Consider the following 17,578-nt stretch of genomic DNA (forward strand, 5'->3'; position numbering starts at 1 on the left):
ATACAGAAAGTCCTGTGTGCAAAACACTTAAAAGTATGATAATGCTGTTATATTTTCTTTATCAGTGGACCTATATAACCAGGCACCTTAAAAACTTTTGGCATTATTAAACTCAGCTATTTCACTCTCCACCATTGCATCGATCATTCTTACATAAAGATCATTAATAAGATTTGGAGAAAGATCAAGGGCTATAGCCTGTTCACGCACACGGGAAATGACATCAGATATTCTATCCTCTGCCTTTACTTCTTCCACACTTGTCTTGAAATGTGCTATCTGCTTAATATAGTCATTACGCTTAGCGATAAGTTTAACGATCTCTTCATCCACCTTATCTATCTCATTTCTTGCTTCCTCTAATGTAGTACATTGTTTAATTTGCATAGTTTTATCCTTGGATATATATTAGGAATATTATAGCCTAAAAATACATGAAATAATCTGCCTTATATTCTTTCGATATAATTATTGAATGAAAAACAAAAAATATTTACTTTTATCTTTTTTAACCTCTACTGTTCTCTCCAACGGTCTTTTACATGCTTCGGAGGATAACAATCTGACGAAAAATAAAGACTGGATCATTCTACCTTATGCCTTTTCCAGTGATTCTACCGGTTTATCCGGCGGGATAGGTGCCATAAAACAAGGGTTGTTTCAACCCCAGACAACATTGGTCGCCTCTGTATTTGCCGGCTTAACACAGGATATTACAATAAATGGACAACCTGAAGAAAAAAGTTTTTCCGGAGGAGCAGTTTCTTTTTCAGATTTTAAGCTTCCCTACACAAAGCGACTTTTCTTTTCATTATTGGGCATAAAAAGCTATTTCCCAAAAGGAAAATATTTTTTCGATGGTTCAAATAATTCCAATAAGGACAATGTCCTCATCACTTCAGGAGATGCAAACTTTTTCTATACAACCTTAAGATATGTACTTCCCATAGGTGAAGGGTTGGAAAATCCGGAAGGACTCTATACCCTCAAAGACGGATTTGCTGTAGGCAGGGAAGATTATGGAAACGGTATTCCCTTTGCAACTGGCAGAACATCCATAGGATTAAAAACATTTTATCAATACAACAGTTTTGAGAATTGGCAGGGCAATATACAATGGGATGAGAATAATGCTCTGACAGAATGGTCTTCCAACGGGCTGCGGTTATTTCTTACACATGATAATACAGACTTTGATCTCAACCCGTCAAAAGGATACCAGTTCCAAGTACAGTATTCAAAAGATTTCGGATGGGGTGATTCATTGCAGAGCTGGGATTTCCTGGAATTCAAATATAATCAATATTTTAACCTTGATACATTTTCTTTCACCAGACAAAATGTCCTTGCACTTAGTATTTGGACAGGGTACTCTTTCTCCTGGGACACTGAAAAAGAGATCGTTCCGGGGATCGATGTACACCGCCCTCCTCTGGGAGAAGGTGCCAGACTGGGTGGATTTAATCGTATGAGAGGATATGACAATAACCGATTCTCAGATAAAGCTGTGTTTTATGCTACTGCCGAATATAGAGCTGTCATTAACTACAACCCTTTAAAAAACAGCTCTTTGGTCCCTGTAGCTGTAGATTGGTTTCAGATAGCTGCTTTTGTAGAAGTGGGGAGAGTCCATAACCGATACAATTTTGATCTTTTAAGTGATATGAAATATGATGTGGGTATCAGTTTACGTGCGATGGTTGCCAAACTTCCTGTCCGTTTGGATGTTGCTTACGGAGATGAAGGTACAAATATATGGCTTATGGTATACCAACCGTTCGACTTTTAAGATAACACTCAAAATAAAAAACAAAAATTCTCTATTTTAAACTTTATCATAAGGGGACAAGCCCCTATGAAGAGATGACTGAAATAAATTCTTATTCCATCTCAGCAGTCGGCTCTTATATAAAGAGCCGAATTATGGTGAATTACTCTACTTCAGCATCGATAACATCGTCATCATCTGCTTTTTTTGCACCTTGATCAGTACCTGCTTGAGCACCTTGTTCTTTAGCATACATTGCTTCAGCTAATTTGTGACTTTTTTCAGTCAATGCTTTTACTTTCTCTTCGATCTGCTCTTTAGTAGCATTGTCATCTTTAAGTACAGCTTCAAGCTCCTCAATAGCAGTTTCAATGTTTGCTTTTTCTGTCGCATCAAAGTTTTCACCCAGGTCAGTCAAGGACTTTCTTGTTTGATGGATCAATGCATCCGCCTGGTTTCTGCTTTCAACCACTACTTTTCTTTTTTCATCTTCAGCTTTATGTGCTTCTGCATCCTGTACCATTTTTTCGATCTCTTCATCAGAAAGTCCTGACGAACCGGTAATCTTGATCTCTTGAGATTTACCAGTACCTTTATCTTGTGCCGATACTGTCAAGATACCATTTGCATCGATGTCAAATGTTACTTCAATCTGTGGTACACCTCTTGGTGCTGCAGGAATGTCTCTAAGTTCAAACATTCCAAGTGATTTGTTATCTTTTGCAAATTCTCTTTCACCTTGAAGTACGTGAATACTTACCGCCGGTTGATTATCTTCCGCTGTTGAGAATACTTGTGACTTCTTCGCCGGGATCGTCGTTCCTTTTTCAATCACTTTAGTTGTTACTCCGCCTAAAGTTTCAATACCAAGACTAAGCGGTGTTACATCAAGTAAAAGAACATCTTTTACATCACCGGTAAGTACACCACCCTGGATAGCCGCACCAAGGGCAACTACTTCATCCGGGTTCACAGATTTGTTAAGCTCTTTACCAAAGAACTTTTTCACCTCTTCCTGAACCAATGGTACTCTTGTAGAACCACCGACCATTACAATTTCATTGATATCAGATTTGTTTATACCCGCATCTTTAAGTACAGACTCGATCGTTTTGATCGTACTGGCAACAAGATCAGAGATAAGTGATTCAAATTTCGCTCTGGTAATTTTAGTTACCAAGTGTTTTGGACCACTTGCATCTGCTGTAATAAATGGAAGGTTGATTTCCGTTTCAGTTGCACTTGAAAGTTCTTTTTTTGCTGCTTCTGCTGCATCTTTCACTCTCTGAAGTGCCATCACATCTGCTTTGATATCAATACCGGATTCAGACTTGAACTCTTCAGCTACATAATCAATGATTCTGTTATCAAAGTCATCACCACCAAGGAATGCATCCCCACCGGTTGCCATAACTTCAACAACATTATCACCTGTCTCAAGTGTTGTAACATCAAATGTACCACCACCAAGATCGTAAACAACGATCTGCTCTGATTCTTTTTTGTCTAATCCGTATGCAAGTGCTGCAGATGTAGGCTCATTAATGATACGAAGTACATTTAAACCTGCGATTGTTCCTGCTTCTTTTGTTGCTTTTCTTTGTGCATCATTGAAGTATGCCGGAACGGTAATAACAGCATCTGTTACAGTCTCACCAAGATATGCTTCTGCATCCTCTTTCATCTTCATGAGTACTTTTGCAGAGATCTCCTGAGGAGTATATGTTTTTTCAGCTACTTCGATCGCACATGCACCGTTTCTGTCAATTACATGATACGGAAGTCTCTCTTTCGCTTCTGCTGCTTTTGGTTCATCACACATAAGACCCATAATTCTCTTAATAGAATAAATCGTCTTCTCCGGGTTTGTTACTGCCTGTCTTTTTGCAGATTCACCTACAAGGATTTCACCCTTGTCTGTAAATGCTACGATAGAAGGAGTCGTATTTTTCCCTTCTTTGTTCGCAATAATAGCTGCTTCTCCATTCATATACACTGCCATTGCAGAGTTTGTTGTTCCTAAATCTATTCCTAATACTTTTCCCATTTCTCTATCCTTATTTCATTATCTTTATCTATACTTGAAAGTATAGTAGGTTTGTTCTTTTTTTTATGCAACTTAAGTTGCATTCATCTCTTTTTTATTTACAGGTACTTACCATTGCCGGACGCAGGACCCTGTCTTTAATGGTATACCCTTTTTGCATCACTTGAACCACATCACCTGTTTTATGTTCATCACTTTCAACCTGCATGATCGCTTGATGCACTTCAGGATCAAATGTGCCGTCACAAACGATCTCTTTAATATGGTTTTTTTCTAAAACCTTTTTAAGCTGTTCATACGTCAGTGTCACACCTTCTTTCATTTTTTCCAGAACTTCTGATGTATTTTCCTCATCAGCTCCTTCTATAGAGCTAAGTGCGTTCTCAAAAGAGTCGATCACAGCTAAAATATCTTTTGCAAAACTTTCATTTGCATAAGAGACAGCATTTGCTTTGTCTTTCTCCAAACGTCTTTTGGAATTTTCAAAATCTGCATGTGCTCTCAGATATTTATCTTTCCACTCTGCTGCTTCAGCCTGTGCCGCTTCAAGCGGATCAACTTCTGCTGCTTCTGTTTCAACCTCTTGAGAGCCCATTTCTTCTTCTGTTTGGGACGCTTCAAGATTTTCATTCTCTTGACTCATATACAAACCTCCTTTTCTATCATTACTGCATTAATTCCTCATGCTTGAACGCATTATACAACATTGAGTGTACCTTTGTCAAGTATATACTTAATATTTTTATATAATATTATTTTAGTCAATATGACTCAACTTAAAAAATTGGGCAGAACTATAGATACTTTATATATAAGTAAATAAAATGAAAATAATCTAGAAATAGGTAAATAGGAGAATGTTGACTGCCGGGAGGCAGTCAGGTAGGGAGTATTAGTTTCTAATACCGAGATCTGTTTTGATAGTATTCCATCTAGCAAGATCTGTGTTTTTAAGATATCTCATAAGTCTTCTTCTTTGACCTACCAGTTTAAGCAGTCCAAGTCTTGAAGAATGATCTTTCTTATTTATTTTAAGGTGTTCAGTAAGATATTTAATTCTTTCTGTCAACAGTGCTACCTGTACTTCTGTTGAACCTGTATCGTTTTCGCCTCTTGCGTATTTAGCAATAATTTCTGCTTTTTTCGCCTGATCCAAAGCCATAATGACCTCCTGATTGGTAATTTAATTTCCAAAATTCAATTTGGGAACGCAATCATATCATAATAACCTTACTTAGGACTTATAATACAGGTGCTTCTCTCTCTTAGTTAACTTAGAGTAAAATACTCCTAATTAACTCAATCCTATATAATTATAGATAAGGATCAAAGGCTTACAATGTTATTAACACGCGCGAGTGAATATGCACTACTCTCTTTAGACAGTATACGGAAATCAGATAAACCTATCGGTGCAGAGCAATTGGCAAATGAACTTAGTATACCTAAAAGTTTCCTTGCTAAGATTTTACAGAGTCTTGCTAAACAAGGTATTTTGGAGTCACGCAAAGGTGCGCATGGTGGTTTCGTCCTTGCCCAAGATATAAATGAGATCACTATCACCAATGTTATACTTGCAGCAGAGGGTAAGCCCCCTGCCGTATTTGACTGTACCAGCTATTCGCATACTTGTCCACATGGTACCATAGGCACCTGCGCTATCTCTCCATTCTTGGCTAATTTTCAAACCAAGATAGATGACTTCCTCAATGGTCTTACCTTGGGAGACATACTTTAATGCAGCAACATATTTACCATCTCTCTCATATAGATCTTGACGGCTATGGGTGTCAGTACCTCTCTACGCAATGCTTTAAGAAGATCGAATGCTATAATGCGAACTACGGTCCGGAAGTTACTGCCCGCCTTGAAGAAATAGTGAAACAAATAGAACAGGACAAATTTATACAAGGTAATGATACAGAAAGACTTATTCTTATTACGGATCTCAATCTTACGACAAAAGAAGGGAACTGGATAGAAAAAGAAGCTATACGTATCGGTGCGAAGCTTCAACTTCTTGACCACCATGCAACAGGAGCTGTTGCAGCTGAGAAGTTTGCCTGGTATACCCTTGATACTTCACGTTCTGCTACACTCATTACTTATGACTGGCTGCAACAACATTACGGATTCGATAAAGAACAAAAATTGGCTACCATTGTAAAAGCGGTCAATGCCATTGATATTTGGGTCAATGACGATCCTCTTTTTGAGTACGGTAAAGTAATGCTGGGGATGATCTCCGGGGTAAGAGAGATCAATCGTATTTTATTTCCGGCTCAAGACAGAGCGTTTAAACTCTCCATGCTGGAGGAAGCAAAAAACAGAGTCAATACTCCTGCTGCTCCCATCAAACTGGATGATGATCTGCATCAGATCAAAAAATCCTTTTTTAAACAGCAGGAGAATAATACAAAAGACAATCTTGTAGCTTCTTATGTCACTGATCTTTTAACCAAAGACAAACAGCGTCTTACTATAGAATACAAAGGATACAAAGGTATTCTCGGATATAACGTAGGTAATGCATCTATTATAGGAAATGCCTGTATGGTTGCAAATCCTGACTATGACTTCTATATGGATATAAATTTCAGAGGGCATTTTTCCTTACGCAGCAATAATAAACTGGATGTCTCCCAAATGGCAGCACATATCGGGAATGGCGGCGGCCATCCCAATGCAAGCGGAGGGAAAATAGAAGGCTACAAAGACTCTTTTGTTTATGCTGATGTACGTAAGTTTGTACAGAACTATATTAATGAAAAAAAATAAATCATGATAAAGTGAAAGTATCCCTCTTAAAATCTATTTAATATAAAACCGTTATACTTACAAAAATATTGGCATATTTATTGCAGGAAATAAAAGTCTGCAAGTAATAGTATGCCGATCTTCTTACTTCTATACGATGATAAAGCTAAACCTATCGCGAGGCAGGGGCAGAAAGCTATGGGTCTCATTGAGATTGCCAGGTTACCGATAGATCGCAATAAATAGAGGGCATGAATATAATTTCATGAACTGTTCTATACTCTTTCTCTCCATAATCTTATGCATATATCGATGTCCCTATATTTTATTTTATACAAAGGATCGACATGCAGCTCTTTCAAAAAATGTACAAATTCATACTTGTTTTTTCTCTTTTTCTCTTTCTATCTAACTGCGGTGGAGGCGGTAGTAGTAGTGGAGGAGGAACAGAAGATGAAACGACAAAGGTCTATGGTATTACTTTAGATGCTACTCCTTTATCCTATTCCCAATTTGGGCTTCAGGCATTAACCAATAATGAATTTAATGCTCTTTCTATAGAAGATCAGTATAAAGTTGCTGTTAAACTTTATGCTACCCTTTTTTACGGAAGTTCTCTCAGTGAACTCAATGCAAGTATTCAATCCGGTATCTTTATCAGCCAGACACAGGAAAAATTTGATCAGACAAATGATCCTTCAGAACTGGCTTCGGTAGAAGAGCATTTATATGATTATCAGGGCTGGGGTACCGGGGAGGTCATGGTACCAATGCTTGCCAGGCTCTTCCACCTTTCTCCGGGGAAAGAGTATCTGAACCGATGGGCGGCTTATATCTTGACACAAACCATTCTTTTTTCTCCTGCTTACGAACTTGATACTGTCTACAGCATTGATGCTATGAATGTATACAACAGTTTAGTAAGAGATTTTGACGATGATCTCAGTCTGCAATGGGTAACATTCAAACATATGATAACAGATGAGAACTGGAGAAGATTCAGAAGCCCTGAAGACAACGGAAGAGAGATGCTCGAGATATTTCTCATGGATTTCAATGATGCTCATGTACCTCTTGCTGCAAAAGCTTTGCAGAATTGGCAACTTGATAAAAATACAAATACCCTGATCATTACATTAGATGAAAATACAGAAGCCATTACCACCCTTTTTCCCAATATGACCATCTATAACGGTACAAACTTTTACAGTGCACTTGTTCTCCAGCCGGAATTTCTTGGCACGGTCAGTCGGAGATTGGTTGATATCTATTTTCCCAATCATACAGAGACACAAAGAGATACTATTGTAAACCAAATCGTTTCCAGCAATCCTACCTCATGGACAGGACTGTTAAAACAGATCATCTACTCCAAAGAGTATCTGCTTTATTCAGAAAAAACAAGAACATTTGAAGAGAGCTTCTTTCCTATCGCAAAAACATTGGAGTGGCATCCTCACCAGTATTCATTCTATTATATTTATGACCGATTGAATAAAATGCATCAATCAACTATGAGATATAAATTGGGTAGAAAAACGGAAGTTCCTCTTGATTCCCAATCTTTTGCCTGGTTCCATAAGACCATAAGAGAACATGTCATGATCAACTATGAAACCAATACGTCTTTTGAATCATGGGATGATGGGTGGACATTAACAAGTATCTATCAGTCACTTCCTGCAGAAGCAGATACCAAAGAAAAAGTAGCAGAGCATATTGTTCATACACTTTTTATTCCACTCATTGGCAGAGATGCAACCCTTACAGAACTACAGTTCTTTCAAGATATGATCGATGAAGACAAATATGACAGTATAACATTCCGAAGTTTCCCATGGATCAGTCTTATAGGCAATGATGATCTGCAGGATGATCTTGAAGAGCGTGGTTATTTTGCTGCAATGGTACTGGATTATATTTCACGTCTTAGTGCTATATATTCATTTGATAAGAAAGAATAGGAGAAGGACATGAACAAGTATACTATAAATCAAGAAGAACACATAAACAGAAGAACTTTTCTCAAAGGTGTAGGTGCTCTCGGTATTTCTGCTGTATTGCCTTATAGTGCCAATGCTGCTGACCTGGATTACGAACAGATAAATTTCGATCCTGATATTTATACTGACAATAATGCCCAAACCATTATTGTATATCTTTACGGTGGTCCTTCTGAACTTGCAGGAAATCTTACCAATATGACAGAGATCAATGCACAAAGTCAGAATCCATATCCTTTAAATGAAATAACAGCAACTGCCAATCATTTCTGGGAAGAGGCCGGAGGGAACACTATGGAGTTCCTTTTAAGTAATGAAAAAATGAACCTTTTCCGTACATGTTACAGAACGGTAGATGATCTTAAAGCACATGGGGAATGTACCTCTCAGGCACAGCGTGGGAAAAATACTGATGGTGGTGCCGGTATTATTTCAAATCTGGCCTCCATACTTTATCACAAAGGTGCCATCACCGAACCAACAGGATCAGACGACATAGGTAAAAGTATTCCTTTTGTCACGATGGAAGGGGAATCGATCTTATTCAGAGAGGATGATCTTAACTTGAATTCTTTTTTAAAACCGGTTGCTTTCGGAAGTGATTCAGATAATCCATATAAAAGAAACGGATGGTTCGACAGCCATATCATGAATAATGATACCAATACTACATTGGGACAAATGATGGATACCATGGCACAGAGTTTCAATCCTGAAGGCAAGATCAAAGAAGCTTTTGACAAAAGAGCCATTCTCGAAAAATTCAGTGATGAGATCAATGCGTTGGAGCTTCCTCCTGGTGTCGTTTATCCCGATAACAATACTTTTTCAGACAGACTACAGTTAGCTATGAAACTTCTTATCCATAATCCTTATACCAAAGTAGTCAGTATAGGAAGCCCGGGTCTTGGAGGCTGGGATGACCATTCCAATGCAATTGATAATTATACTGACAGAATGCAGGATCTTATGAATGCTATTGCAGCTGCAGTCAATCATATGAATGTTGAAGGAAGATCCAATATTAATATTGTAGTCTTTGGTGAATTCGGTCGTAATGTCAATTATAACAATTCAGAAGGGTGGGATCACGGGAACAACCAAAATGTCTATTGGTTCGGAGGCAGTGATTATATGAATCATCTTGGTATTGTAGGGGAAACGGAAATTACAGGAACAGGTGATAACAATCGCCTCTATACCAGACCAAAAAATTTCGGACAGGTAGGAGAGTCATACCATTTTCAAGTTTTCAGTATTGCTGCTACGATCTATAAAATGTATGGGATCACCAATCCCGAAATATTGACAGATAACAATCCTCCTATCAATGGTCTGTTAACGTAAAGATAAAAAAGCACATTACCGGCCTTTTTATCATAATCATATCTTCACTCTCGCTTCTAAAGCACGTGAGAGTGACATCACATCTATATTTTCCAATTCTACACCGGTAGGGACACCCTGTGCTATCTTGGTAAAGTTTATTGACAGACCTTTGAGCTTGTCTTCTATATAGAGGATCATCGTATCTGTAGCAATACTGGGAGGAAATGCGAAGATGATCTCATCTACACCTCCAACTGCATAGAAGAGATGTGCTTCATCAAGGTCCCGTACTTCCGAGACCACATAATAGACCCCGTTAAACTGCCTGCTTTCCTCTATGGTCAAAATATCTTTTGCACTTTGCACGATACAGAGTTTGGAACTGTCACGGTAGGGGTCAGAACAAATAGAACAGAGTTCATCTTCACTCATATTATGGCATTTGCTGCATTTTTGTATACTGTTCACACCTGTTTCAAGCGCATGTGCCAGTTTCATTGCAGCAAACCCGTCTTCCATCACGGCATGATAGGCTAAACGTATAGCAGTTTTTTTACCTATAGAGGGTAGAGAACCAAAAGCCTCTACCAAATTTTCAAAAGCCTCTATCTTGTAATTTTTCATATTATTCTTTTTCGTAATCCACAACTTTGGAATATTCGACTACAGTTTTAATAAAATCAACCACTTTAAGATGTTCAGGATGTATGGCATAGGCATTCAATCCCTCTTTACTCTCAAAGATAGTAATGATACTTAGATCCATTGCTCTGCTTTCAGCAGAAAAATTCAATCCTACATCTATACTTCTAAGTGTGGGAACAGCTCCCATGAGATTTTCCAACATCTGCTTTGCCTGGATCATATTGGCCTTTTTATTCTCTTCTTTGAACTGAAACATAACGATATGTACAACCATTATATAGACCCCTTGAAAAACTTTTCGCCATTATAACAAAATTATGGTAGAATTCGCCAAATTTATTCCCACTTCAATGGAGAAATAGCAATGACAGAATTGGATTATTATCAAGTACTTGAAGTCAGCAGAGACTGTTCAGGTGCAGAACTTAAAAAGTCGTACAGAAAACTTGCAATGAAATACCACCCGGATAGAAATCCTGATGATAAAAAAGCAGAAGAAAAATTCAAAATCGTCAATGAAGCCTACCAGGTGTTAAGTGATGATGAGAAAAGAGCTATCTATGACCGTTATGGTAAAGCCGGACTGGAAGGACAAGGTGGCATGGGCGGAGGATTCGGTAGTGCCAATATGGATGATATCATGGATATCTTCAACTCTATGTTCGGTGGCTCAGGTGGTTTTGGCGGAGGTTTCGGACGTACACGGCGAGATCCCAGCCAGAAATATGCCCTTGATTTTGAAATAGAACTTCCTTTGGCATTTCATGAAGCTGTATTTGGGTGTGAAAAGAAGATAGATATCACTTTTAAAACACCTTGTATGGACTGTAAAGGGACAGGTGCAAAAGATGCCAAGTTAAAACCGTGTGACTATTGTGGAGGACAGGGTCAAGTCCTTATGAGACAAGGACCTATGCAGTTTGCACAAACCTGCCCTAAATGTCATGGCGAAGGACAATCCATCGCTGAAAAATGTAGCTGCTGTAAAGGTAAGGGCTATCATGAAGAAGAAGATACTGTAACCATCAGTATCCCCGCCGGTGTAGATAGTGGAAACCGATTACGTGCTCAAGGGTATGGAAATGAAGCTAAAAATGGTCAACGTGGAGACCTTTACCTTACCTTCTATGTAGAAGAAGATGAGAATTTCATCCGTAACGGCAAAGACATCTATGTAGAAGTACCTGTGTTCTTTACCCAAGCCATCCTGGGCGAGACTATCTCTATCCCTGCACTTAAAGGTGAATTGGAACTAAAACTCAAACAAAGCACCAAAGATAAAGAGCAGTTTGTTTTTGAAGGGGAAGGTGTGGCAGATGTACATGGAGGACGTAAAGGCCGTCTCATTGCACAAGTTCGTATGATACTTCCTAAAAAGATCAATGAGGAGCAAAAAGAGCTGCTTGAAAAGCTTCAAGAGAGTTACGGTGTAGAAAGCCGTCCTCATAAAAGTGCTTTTGACTCTGCATTTAGCAGAGTCAAAAGTTGGTTCAAGAACTAGCTATCCTTTCTTTACAATGGGCATTTTGCCCATACCTATTACCTCTCTTTATCATTTTCCAAAAATTATAGTATTATTGGAACAGTAATATACTTATCTTAATCTTAAAGGATAATAATTTCCCTTTAAGATTAGAGAAGGTATAATTTCTAAAGGAAAATAATTTTCCTTAACTCCATAAAAAGGATCCATCATGGCACGAAGAGGAAATTCCATTATCAAAGGGATTGAGATCAATAAGATCATCACCGTACTCAATAAAGCTTACGCGGATGAGTGGCTCGCCTACTATCAGTACTTTATAGAAGCAAAGGTCATTAAGGGCATTATGAAAGATGCTGCCATAGCAGAACTCCAGCAGCATGCTACGGATGAACTCAGACATGCCAATATGGTAGCAGACAGGATTCTCCAGCTTGGTGGTACTCCACTGCTTCATCCGAAGGAGTGGTTTACTCACAGTAACTGCGGATATGAAGAGCCTAAAGATTTTGATGTGGTAAGCATACTGGAAGACTCAATCAAAGGTGAACAATGTGCTATTTCCACCTATTCCCAACTGGCAGAGATGACCAAAGATAAAGATATAGTCACTTATGATATTGTAAGTCAGATACTTGCTGATGAAGTAGAGCATGAAGAAGATCTGCAAGCCTTACATGATGATATTACTGAATTCATCACTGATATCAAGAAAAACATACATTAAACAAAAAACAAGGAAACGAAATGAGACAATATGAAACATACAAATGCAACTTATGCGGCAATGAGATAGAAGTACAGGAAGTTGGAGGCGGGACTCTTGTCTGCTGTGGTAAGGATATGGAATGCATTACCGAAAACCTTACTGCTGTGAACCTTATGAAAGCATTTGCCGGCGAAAGTCAGGCCAGGAACAAATATGAGTTCTTTGCCGATGTAGCAATGTCGGAGGGACTTCACCGTATTGCAAGACACTTTCAAGAAGCAGCAGACAATGAAAAATACCATGCCATGGCAGAATACAAAGCCTATAACAAGTTGGTAAAAGAGATAGAACTCGATACTACACAAAAAAATCTTATGTATGCAGCTGATGGTGAACGTTATGAGCATGAAGAGATGTATCCGAACTTTGCTGCCATTGCCAAAGAAGAAGGCCTAAATGACATTGCCAGACTCTTTAGAGCCATTGGTAAAGTAGAAGTGGAACATGAAGCAGAATATTTAGAACTTAAACGTATCCTTGAAGCAGAAGGTTTCTTTGAAAGCGAAAACAATGAAGAGTGGATCTGTGAAGTGTGCGGACATGTTCACAGAGGGAAAAAGCCACCAGAGAAATGTCCGTTATGTAAAGCAGACAAAGAGTACTTTAAAAAGAAGTGCCAAGACTCAAGCCGTGGTTAAGACTGCACCTTTTGGTGTAGTATTACTTTCGTCGAAGATGTTTCAAAACTGGCATCATCTGCATTTTTATCATACGCTACAACATAGACTTCATCACCCTTTTGTAAATAATTCTTTTCACCAAACTCTGCATAGGCACTAGCACCGATGGAGATAAGTGCCTGTTCAGGATAACCACATGCTTTGAGATGTGCAGAAATATTTTCCAATGGCCCAAAATCCTCTTGAGTATTCATTTTGTCTATGAGCCACAGTTTAAGCTTAGTATAGAAATAACTGTATCCAGGAAGTGGTGCATCTACTCCATAAGGGTGTAGTACCCCTTCACGCTTCACAAAAGAACAAAGATGATAGTTGTCCATCACCCCACCCTCTTCAAACTTGTCTATAGCTATCCATTTGTCACCTATACCTTTAGAGTTGATTCCCCAAGACTTTTTCTCTGAGATCTTTTTTGCACCCTCTTTCCGAATAGTACAATCATTGAAAGTAGTAAATTTTTGTGCAACCAAGTCTATCACATTTTTATCTTTATCATAAATGATATCAAAAAGTACTGCTATCTCCGGCTCAACCTGTGCATTTGCTTCATAGTTTGGAAGATCAAGTATGTCTGTTCCTATGGAATAGAGGCCTAAAAAAGTATCTGAACCTGGCAGATAAAAAGGAAATATACCTTTAGGTGCATCCGGTTCCGATGTAATCACATTTTCAAAATCTTTTAATTCACCAGCCTGTTCCAAATGATGTGCAAAATTCCCTGCTACACCTAGTCCGATAACATTTTTAAGTTCCATAAAGTTCCTTATGAGAATAATATTGAACGTAGTATATCTTAGTGATGGTTATAATGGGTTTTTTAGTGTTTTTCCCATTTTAAATTTAGGTGCAGTATGTACTGCTTTTGTATAAGTTTTGTCAGTTCCTGGTACTTTACCACTTTTCTCTGCTACTTCTACTGTAGAGAATGTTCCGAAACCTACTAATGATACAGTCTCTTTTTTTACAAGTGCTTCTGTTACTGAAGAGATAAAAGCTTTTACAGCTCTCTCTGCTGCTGCTTTACTTTCGAACTCACCATTTTTTTGTACCAATTCTAACAAACTCTGCTTTTGTCATTCTTCTTCCTTCATTTTTCTCGCTCTTCCCTTTCTCATAAAAATAGAGTACCAATACCGGAAACATCACGAGCCATACCAACGGAAACAGGTAAACAATAACCGTTCTTACCATTACAGATGTATGAAACATCTCTAAAAGATCCGGAACAAATACGGAAGAAAGGTAGCCCGGGGGAAACATAAAGAAGTACATCCCGACATTAAACCCTATTAAATTGCCCACGATCAAAGCCTGCACAAGCACAAAGAGTGATGCCGCTGCCCATGATAACCATGAGGTACGCCTCTTTTGTCGACAACGATTGAATAGATACAAAAGCCATACCGGTGCAAGCAGGTCACTCAGCCATAGTGCAATACCCGCAACCACAAGAATACTATTCACCACCGCCGCAGCCTCCATCTCCCATATGACACCCCGGATCCACCCCACCGGTACAATCACCGTAATCATTCATCGATGAAAGGTAACCGTCTATTTTTTTCTTAGATGTTTCAACAAAAAAGAAAAGACCAAACAGTGCTACTATTTTTGGGATCTGTCCAGAAGATGTGCTATGAGAAGATACAGTACGGTTAAGCATTACGGAAACTATCACTGCACCGATAAATGGAAGCAGCCATATCAGAAATGTCTGTATCCATTTTTGCCACTTCTCATACCCCTCATCTACATAGAGACGATAGGATGTAACAACATTTAATATCAGTACATATATAGCAAACAGTACCAAATAGATCTCCATTTCATCTCCTTTTTACTGGAACAGCGTCAGCACAAACAATACTTTCTCCATCTTTTTAGGGAACACATACCCAAACAGTGCAAAAAAGATCGCTCCCACAGCAGCGATCTTTCCCATTATCTCAAATGTAAGCGGTCCGCTCATCAGCAGTGCCGTGCTGATCAATGTTACAAAAAAACCTATCAAAGCACTAAGAATGGTAACGGTAAGCCTGCGATAGACGGTTATTTCCTCTTCCTTTTCCATTGTCTTACCGCTTTATGGAGCGATCCCGCGACGCACCACACGTGTGGTCTGTTTGGTATCACGGTCATAGTGGTTGACGATCACCGTTGCTACTTCACCTGAAGGAATCTGTTTCATGTACGACATAAATATTTTGTAGTTTGCATCTTTTTCATTTATCCCTTCCCCTACACCGATCACATAATCATAAACATCCAGCCCAAGTCGCACCTCTGCAGGTGAGCCATTCCAGTATTTATTGATCCAGCATCGAATGTACTTTTCTTGATTTTGTCTGTAAAGCTCAGCTTCTTCAGGCTTGAACCATCCATTGCACTGATAACCCCATCGCATACCGTCCTCCATGGGATGATCCGGTACAAAAGGGTAGCCGTGTTTGTCAAACCCATATCCGTCAAAAGCATAGGCGTAATACATCCCCTCTTTTTCAAGCCGCTTTGACATATCAAAATGCCACTGCATCTGTGCATTGAAACGCAGCGTCTGTGCCATAGTGGCAATGTCAAGCTTCCATTTACCCTCCTCTTTTTTGAAAAAATACGGCGAACAGGTGCGATGCTTGTCATAAGGAATAACTGCCAGTACGGCATGGGTATCATCATTATCATAGAGTGTTTCATGCAGGTTCAGACATTTGGAGATATTCTCCACCTCATGGTTCTGGTTGATGTCCGTCACCGTCCACTTGGGAAAAAAGGCTTTGGTCGCATCGGTATAAATGTCAAGGTTGGGGTTTTTGTTATGGGCTTTGAGCGCTTCGATGTACTTTTGCAGTACCGCTTTTGGGTCGTCACCGCTGCGTGCCAAAACCTGAGTACCTTTTTTGGCATCAGGGTCAACCATGCCGATATATGCCTTACTCTTTGCTCCGCCCCCGATGGACTTGCTCTCCATTGGCGGCATCCACTCTTTGCCCTGATGAGCTTCGGTAGCACGGTCATGTACCAACTCTGTCATCATATAGACCCCGTCTGCGATCTTGTACTCTCTAAGGTACGGCACCATCCCCTTACGCTCCACATAAGAGACGAATGCATCGGTATAAACCGGTTCCAGTGCCGCAGAGACCTCCAGTCGCACCTTGTCCTGCATCGTATTAACCAGCAGCAGCAGCGCCTTCCCGCTTCTGCTTCGGCTCTTCTGCTGCAAAGTGGCAAAAGCTTTGTTTGCAAAGAGGTCAATATCTTCATCACTTGAAGTAGTGATCACACGAAAATCGATGTCATAGTCTTTGAGCAGACCTTCATTATACTCCCGGTACATCTTCATCAATTTATCATTATCCAACAATACATAGGCATCATCGATGATGATCCTGTTTTGCTCTGTTTTAGGCTTCTGTGCCGCTTCTGTCTTACTATCACATCCGCTTATCATAAGCATACCACTGAGGGCTGCTGCTAAAAACGTTTTTTTCATCTTATATCTCCAATTTCAGATCTTTGTGTGCTTCTTTCTTGACTTTAAAGTAAGCCTTTCTCCGGAAACCGGCTGCCGCTGCAACAATGTTCGCCGGGATCATCTGTATATATCGGTTAAATGCGCCTACAGCATCATTGAACTGCATTCTGGTAATGTTGATGCGGTTCTCCGCTCCTTCTATCTGTGACTGCAATTGCAAAAACTGTTCGGAAGAACGCAGCTGCGGGTAGTTCTCAACCACGGCAAAGAGTTTGAGCACCGAACCGTTGAGCTTCTCCTGCATCTTTTCCAGCGCTTCGATGTTCTGCGCATCCACTTTGCCCCTGCTGCGCTGCAATGTGTTGAGCGCATCGGCTCTAAGGGCTGCGATATTCTCAAAGACCTCTTTTTCATGTGCCGCGTAGCGTTTGACCACTTTGACCAGATTGGGCAGCAGGTCGACCTTGCGCTGAAGGTTGCTCTCCACCTGTGACCAGGCAGTTTTCACCTGCTCCTCTTTGGCGACCAGTACGTTATAGCTGAGTACGAACCACCCCAGCATCCCTGCGATGATAATACCTGCTGTGATGAGCAGGTAAGACTTTACTCCGTTGTTTTGTTGCAT

21 protein-coding genes and 1 riboswitch are annotated in these 17,578 nt (G+C 39.6%); of the genes, 8 read left to right on the top strand and 13 right to left on the bottom strand.

Annotated features, from left to right (window positions below; translation table 11 throughout):
- Nucleotides 1–87: 87 nt before the first annotated feature.
- Nucleotides 88–387 carry a chorismate mutase gene (locus ACZ48W_RS03700; protein ID WP_464829986.1) on the bottom strand — a complete coding sequence of 100 codons (300 nt, stop codon included), beginning with the start codon at nucleotides 385–387 and terminating at the stop codon, nucleotides 88–90.
- 88 nt (nucleotides 388–475) lie between these two features.
- Between ACZ48W_RS03700 and ACZ48W_RS03705 the strand changes: the two genes are divergently transcribed.
- Nucleotides 476–1,789, top strand: coding sequence for a BamA/TamA family outer membrane protein (locus ACZ48W_RS03705; protein WP_464829987.1), 1,314 nt, complete (start codon nucleotides 476–478; stop codon nucleotides 1,787–1,789).
- 142 nt (nucleotides 1,790–1,931) lie between these two features.
- Here ACZ48W_RS03705 and dnaK read toward each other — a convergent pair whose 3' ends face one another.
- From dnaK to rpsO, 3 genes are all read right to left on the bottom strand, one after another.
- The gene (dnaK, locus tag ACZ48W_RS03710) at nucleotides 1,932–3,815 is read right to left on the bottom strand and encodes a molecular chaperone DnaK (RefSeq protein WP_464829988.1); all 1,884 of its coding nucleotides are present in this window, start codon (nucleotides 3,813–3,815) and stop codon (nucleotides 1,932–1,934) included.
- Between the two features lie 94 nt (nucleotides 3,816–3,909).
- Entirely contained in the window at nucleotides 3,910–4,458 is a 549-nt protein-coding gene (grpE, locus tag ACZ48W_RS03715) for a nucleotide exchange factor GrpE (protein WP_464829989.1), read from the bottom strand.
- 249 nt (nucleotides 4,459–4,707) lie between these two features.
- Entirely contained in the window at nucleotides 4,708–4,977 is a 270-nt protein-coding gene (rpsO, locus tag ACZ48W_RS03720) for a 30S ribosomal protein S15 (RefSeq protein ID WP_464829990.1), read from the bottom strand.
- A 177-nt stretch (nucleotides 4,978–5,154) separates the two neighbouring features.
- Here rpsO and ACZ48W_RS03725 point away from each other — a divergent pair, with 177 nt between their 5' ends.
- From ACZ48W_RS03725 to ACZ48W_RS03740, 4 genes are all read left to right on the top strand, one after another.
- On the top strand, nucleotides 5,155–5,553 hold the full coding sequence (locus tag ACZ48W_RS03725) for an RrF2 family transcriptional regulator (RefSeq protein WP_464829991.1): 399 nt from the start codon (nucleotides 5,155–5,157) through the stop codon (nucleotides 5,551–5,553).
- Complete coding sequence (locus ACZ48W_RS03730) at nucleotides 5,553–6,593, top strand: DHH family phosphoesterase (RefSeq protein ID WP_464829992.1); 1,041 nt, start codon at nucleotides 5,553–5,555, stop codon at nucleotides 6,591–6,593. The genes ACZ48W_RS03725 and ACZ48W_RS03730 overlap by 1 nt, the downstream gene beginning before the upstream one ends.
- A gap of 134 nt (nucleotides 6,594–6,727) precedes the next feature.
- Nucleotides 6,728–6,802: riboswitch (cyclic di-GMP riboswitch) on the top strand.
- A gap of 117 nt (nucleotides 6,803–6,919) precedes the next feature.
- Complete coding sequence (locus tag ACZ48W_RS03735) at nucleotides 6,920–8,536, top strand: hypothetical protein (protein ID WP_464829993.1); 1,617 nt, start codon at nucleotides 6,920–6,922, stop codon at nucleotides 8,534–8,536.
- Nucleotides 8,537–8,545: 9 nt separating this feature from the next.
- Nucleotides 8,546–9,922, top strand: coding sequence for a DUF1501 domain-containing protein (locus ACZ48W_RS03740; RefSeq protein WP_464829994.1), 1,377 nt, complete (start codon nucleotides 8,546–8,548; stop codon nucleotides 9,920–9,922).
- Nucleotides 9,923–9,958: 36 nt separating this feature from the next.
- Here the strand turns inward: ACZ48W_RS03740 and recR are convergent, their stop codons facing one another.
- Both recR and ACZ48W_RS03750 read right to left on the bottom strand, forming a co-directional pair.
- A complete protein-coding gene (gene recR, locus ACZ48W_RS03745) occupies nucleotides 9,959–10,528 on the bottom strand; it encodes a recombination mediator RecR (protein WP_464829995.1) in 570 nt (189 codons plus the stop codon).
- Nucleotide 10,529: 1 nt separating this feature from the next.
- On the bottom strand, nucleotides 10,530–10,823 hold the full coding sequence (locus ACZ48W_RS03750; protein WP_464829996.1) for a Dabb family protein: 294 nt from the start codon (nucleotides 10,821–10,823) through the stop codon (nucleotides 10,530–10,532).
- Between the two features lie 90 nt (nucleotides 10,824–10,913).
- On the opposite strand from ACZ48W_RS03750, the gene dnaJ reads away from it, so the two are divergent.
- From dnaJ to ACZ48W_RS03765, 3 genes are all read left to right on the top strand, one after another.
- A complete protein-coding gene (dnaJ, locus tag ACZ48W_RS03755; RefSeq protein WP_464829997.1) occupies nucleotides 10,914–12,050 on the top strand; it encodes a molecular chaperone DnaJ in 1,137 nt (378 codons plus the stop codon).
- Nucleotides 12,051–12,243: 193 nt separating this feature from the next.
- Entirely contained in the window at nucleotides 12,244–12,759 is a 516-nt protein-coding gene (locus ACZ48W_RS03760) for a ferritin-like domain-containing protein (RefSeq protein WP_464829998.1), read from the top strand.
- Nucleotides 12,760–12,779: 20 nt separating this feature from the next.
- Nucleotides 12,780–13,439, top strand: a complete 660-nt coding sequence (locus ACZ48W_RS03765; RefSeq protein WP_464829999.1) for a ferritin family protein — start codon at nucleotides 12,780–12,782, stop codon at nucleotides 13,437–13,439.
- On the opposite strand, the gene ACZ48W_RS03770 is transcribed toward ACZ48W_RS03765, so the two are convergent.
- The 7 genes from ACZ48W_RS03770 to ACZ48W_RS03800 are packed head-to-tail and all read right to left on the bottom strand — an operon-like array spanning nucleotide 13,436 to nucleotide 17,578.
- On the bottom strand, nucleotides 13,436–14,236 hold the full coding sequence (locus ACZ48W_RS03770; protein ID WP_464830000.1) for a DUF5718 family protein: 801 nt from the start codon (nucleotides 14,234–14,236) through the stop codon (nucleotides 13,436–13,438). The two genes, ACZ48W_RS03765 and ACZ48W_RS03770, sit on opposite strands and share 4 nt — an antisense overlap.
- Nucleotides 14,237–14,284: 48 nt before the next feature.
- Complete coding sequence (locus ACZ48W_RS03775; RefSeq protein ID WP_464830001.1) at nucleotides 14,285–14,542, bottom strand: HU family DNA-binding protein; 258 nt, start codon at nucleotides 14,540–14,542, stop codon at nucleotides 14,285–14,287.
- Nucleotides 14,514–14,945 (bottom strand): hypothetical protein, encoded by a 432-nt coding sequence (locus ACZ48W_RS03780; RefSeq protein ID WP_464830002.1) that lies wholly within the window; start codon nucleotides 14,943–14,945, stop codon nucleotides 14,514–14,516. Before ACZ48W_RS03780 ends, ACZ48W_RS03775 begins: the two co-directional genes overlap by 29 nt.
- Nucleotides 14,938–15,306, bottom strand: a complete 369-nt coding sequence (locus tag ACZ48W_RS03785; protein WP_464830003.1) for a hypothetical protein — start codon at nucleotides 15,304–15,306, stop codon at nucleotides 14,938–14,940. Before ACZ48W_RS03785 ends, ACZ48W_RS03780 begins: the two co-directional genes overlap by 8 nt.
- A gap of 12 nt (nucleotides 15,307–15,318) precedes the next feature.
- On the bottom strand, nucleotides 15,319–15,552 hold the full coding sequence (locus ACZ48W_RS03790) for a hypothetical protein (protein WP_464830004.1): 234 nt from the start codon (nucleotides 15,550–15,552) through the stop codon (nucleotides 15,319–15,321).
- 12 nt (nucleotides 15,553–15,564) lie between these two features.
- Entirely contained in the window at nucleotides 15,565–16,971 is a 1,407-nt protein-coding gene (locus ACZ48W_RS03795) for a TPM domain-containing protein (protein ID WP_464830005.1), read from the bottom strand.
- A gap of 1 nt (nucleotide 16,972) precedes the next feature.
- Nucleotides 16,973–17,578 carry a LemA family protein gene (locus ACZ48W_RS03800; protein WP_464830006.1) on the bottom strand — a complete coding sequence of 202 codons (606 nt, stop codon included), beginning with the start codon at nucleotides 17,576–17,578 and terminating at the stop codon, nucleotides 16,973–16,975.

The sequence above is a fragment of the Sulfurovum aggregans genome (genome assembly GCF_055385215.1).

Bases quoted from the DNA above. Each gene is read 5' to 3' on its own strand.
- ACZ48W_RS03700 (WP_464829986.1), bottom strand. From the start codon at position 387: ATGCAAATTAAACAATGTACTACATTAGAGGAAGCAAGAAATGAGATA.
- ACZ48W_RS03730 (WP_464829992.1), top strand. From the start codon at position 5,553: ATGCAGCAACATATTTACCATCTCTCTCATATAGATCTTGACGGCTAT.
- ACZ48W_RS03725 (WP_464829991.1), top strand. From the start codon at position 5,155: ATGTTATTAACACGCGCGAGTGAATATGCACTACTCTCTTTAGACAGT.
- ACZ48W_RS03705 (WP_464829987.1), top strand. From the start codon at position 476: ATGAAAAACAAAAAATATTTACTTTTATCTTTTTTAACCTCTACTGTT.
- ACZ48W_RS03760 (WP_464829998.1), top strand. From the start codon at position 12,244: ATGGCACGAAGAGGAAATTCCATTATCAAAGGGATTGAGATCAATAAG.
- ACZ48W_RS03735 (WP_464829993.1), top strand. From the start codon at position 6,920: ATGCAGCTCTTTCAAAAAATGTACAAATTCATACTTGTTTTTTCTCTT.
- dnaK (WP_464829988.1), bottom strand. From the start codon at position 3,815: ATGGGAAAAGTATTAGGAATAGATTTAGGAACAACAAACTCTGCAATG.
- ACZ48W_RS03785 (WP_464830003.1), bottom strand. From the start codon at position 15,306: ATGGAGATCTATTTGGTACTGTTTGCTATATATGTACTGATATTAAAT.
- rpsO (WP_464829990.1), bottom strand. From the start codon at position 4,977: ATGGCTTTGGATCAGGCGAAAAAAGCAGAAATTATTGCTAAATACGCA.
- ACZ48W_RS03765 (WP_464829999.1), top strand. From the start codon at position 12,780: ATGAGACAATATGAAACATACAAATGCAACTTATGCGGCAATGAGATA.
- ACZ48W_RS03740 (WP_464829994.1), top strand. From the start codon at position 8,546: ATGAACAAGTATACTATAAATCAAGAAGAACACATAAACAGAAGAACT.
- ACZ48W_RS03800 (WP_464830006.1), bottom strand. From the start codon at position 17,578: ATGCAACAAAACAACGGAGTAAAGTCTTACCTGCTCATCACAGCAGGT.
- ACZ48W_RS03790 (WP_464830004.1), bottom strand. From the start codon at position 15,552: ATGGAAAAGGAAGAGGAAATAACCGTCTATCGCAGGCTTACCGTTACC.
- dnaJ (WP_464829997.1), top strand. From the start codon at position 10,914: ATGACAGAATTGGATTATTATCAAGTACTTGAAGTCAGCAGAGACTGT.
- ACZ48W_RS03795 (WP_464830005.1), bottom strand. From the start codon at position 16,971: ATGAAAAAAACGTTTTTAGCAGCAGCCCTCAGTGGTATGCTTATGATA.
- ACZ48W_RS03750 (WP_464829996.1), bottom strand. From the start codon at position 10,823: ATGGTTGTACATATCGTTATGTTTCAGTTCAAAGAAGAGAATAAAAAG.
- ACZ48W_RS03770 (WP_464830000.1), bottom strand. From the start codon at position 14,236: ATGGAACTTAAAAATGTTATCGGACTAGGTGTAGCAGGGAATTTTGCA.
- grpE (WP_464829989.1), bottom strand. From the start codon at position 4,458: ATGAGTCAAGAGAATGAAAATCTTGAAGCGTCCCAAACAGAAGAAGAA.
- recR (WP_464829995.1), bottom strand. From the start codon at position 10,528: ATGAAAAATTACAAGATAGAGGCTTTTGAAAATTTGGTAGAGGCTTTT.